1 pseudogene is annotated in these 1,707 nt (G+C 31.3%); it reads left to right on the forward strand.

The features are described from left to right. Positions 1 to 242 (forward strand): annotated as a pseudogene (locus ZA06_RS17055) (hypothetical protein); the annotation flags it as partial. Positions 243 to 1,707: the final 1,465 nt, after the last annotated feature.

Genomic DNA, 1,707 nt, shown 5'->3' on the forward strand with positions numbered 1-1,707 from the left:
AAAAATACCTTGGTAAATATGAACTTGGACCTGAATTCTATTTAACCATTTTTAATGAAGGTGAAAAAATATTTGCTCAAATAACTAACCAAATAAAAGTAGAATTGACGGCCGTTAATGAGAATACGTTTGATGTCTTTGATTATGGAATAAGGATTGTATTTAATATGGATGAGAATAAAAATATTTCTCAACTTACAATTTTATCAAATGGGGAAATAAAAGCCAAAAAAATTGAATAACAAGACATAACAATCTATATAGCTCATAAAAACGAGCCATATACTTGCCAATAACATCAATAACCGTTATTTGACAAAAAACACCTTAAAAACAGCCTTTTTTTTGACCATAAATGGGATCTAATCAATAGTTCAAAAAACAAAAAAAATTGTAAGACAATCCTCTTACATTTGTCTTACAAATTGTATTACAAAATTCATGGTGTCTTTTTCAGTGGAAACCGTGAAAAATTTGGAAATTATGTCAATTGCCAATACTTCGCAAAACTTATTGCTTTTCTATCCGATTTTGCGGATTTCTGATCAATAAGGAGGCTACAGATTCCTACTCCAAAAAATTCTACGATTTTTTATCGCATCGGAATCTTAAACTAAACGAAATAGCACCGTTTAAAATTGCCGTGTATTCCAATGCTTACCACTCCAATAAATTAGAAATTCAACGGAAACCCTGTTTCCTTATGCATGAACTATGATTTGAGATTGAGAGCCTCACATTGGTAGGTTTCTCAAATCATAGTTTTTCTAATTTATTCCCCGCTCCCCTTCCTTAATCGAATGGACTTAATAATAATTATTATTAAAGCAGCACTTCAATTAATAAACCTCAATTTGTATCACAAAAATCAAACAGTTGCAACTGTTTAATTTACTCTATAACTATCAAAAAACACCTTCTTACAAAAGACATTCTAAACTTATTCTGATCAAGTTTTATTAAAAAAAATGTTTCCAATTATATCCCAAAATCCCGAATTTCCAATTTTAAAACCCTTCAAAAATCTAATTGGATTTTTATTTTTTATCACTTCCATATTTTGAATACTTTTGACTATATTCGAATAAATATTGTTTTTAACTCAAAGTCAAAATCTGCATACGGTTTTGCATACGATTTCATAAAATTGTAGCTCTGAAAGCCCAATAAATCTGTTTTTGAAACGATTTCCTTGGAGTTCATAACCCAGAGGTCCCGAGTTCAAATCTCGGTCTCGCTACAACAAGCAATCATTTGCAAACGAGCGGTTTAGGCTTTACTAAACCGCTTTTTTTATGTTTACATCTGAACAGATTTTTGCTTTTGCATACGAAAGTGAATACGATTTATCTCTTAACGGGAATCCCGTTACATAGATTGCGAGTTTTTTTGGACAAGCACACCTGTTCTATTATGCAAAAACCATGTACAAACGTTTACAAACGAGTACAAACGAGTACAAACGTTTATAAACGACTACAAACATTTAATTACCGACTAAGGGTCTTCTTTTTTTTATCTTCAAATAGCTTGATTATAAAAACAATTGGATGCCTTTTAAACAACATATCTCACTCAAACACCTTTTGATTGACAACAAAAAGTACATTGGGCTCAAGTTCAGTTCGGACAAGGTTTTGAACAGCATGATAAAAGAACTGGACGGCATTGAATGGAGCTCAGATTTTGGAATGTATTACGTACCGA

It is taken from the genome of Mangrovimonas xylaniphaga (genome assembly GCF_001280435.1).
Classification (GTDB): Bacteria; Bacteroidota; Bacteroidia; order Flavobacteriales; family Flavobacteriaceae; genus Mangrovimonas_A; species Mangrovimonas_A xylaniphaga.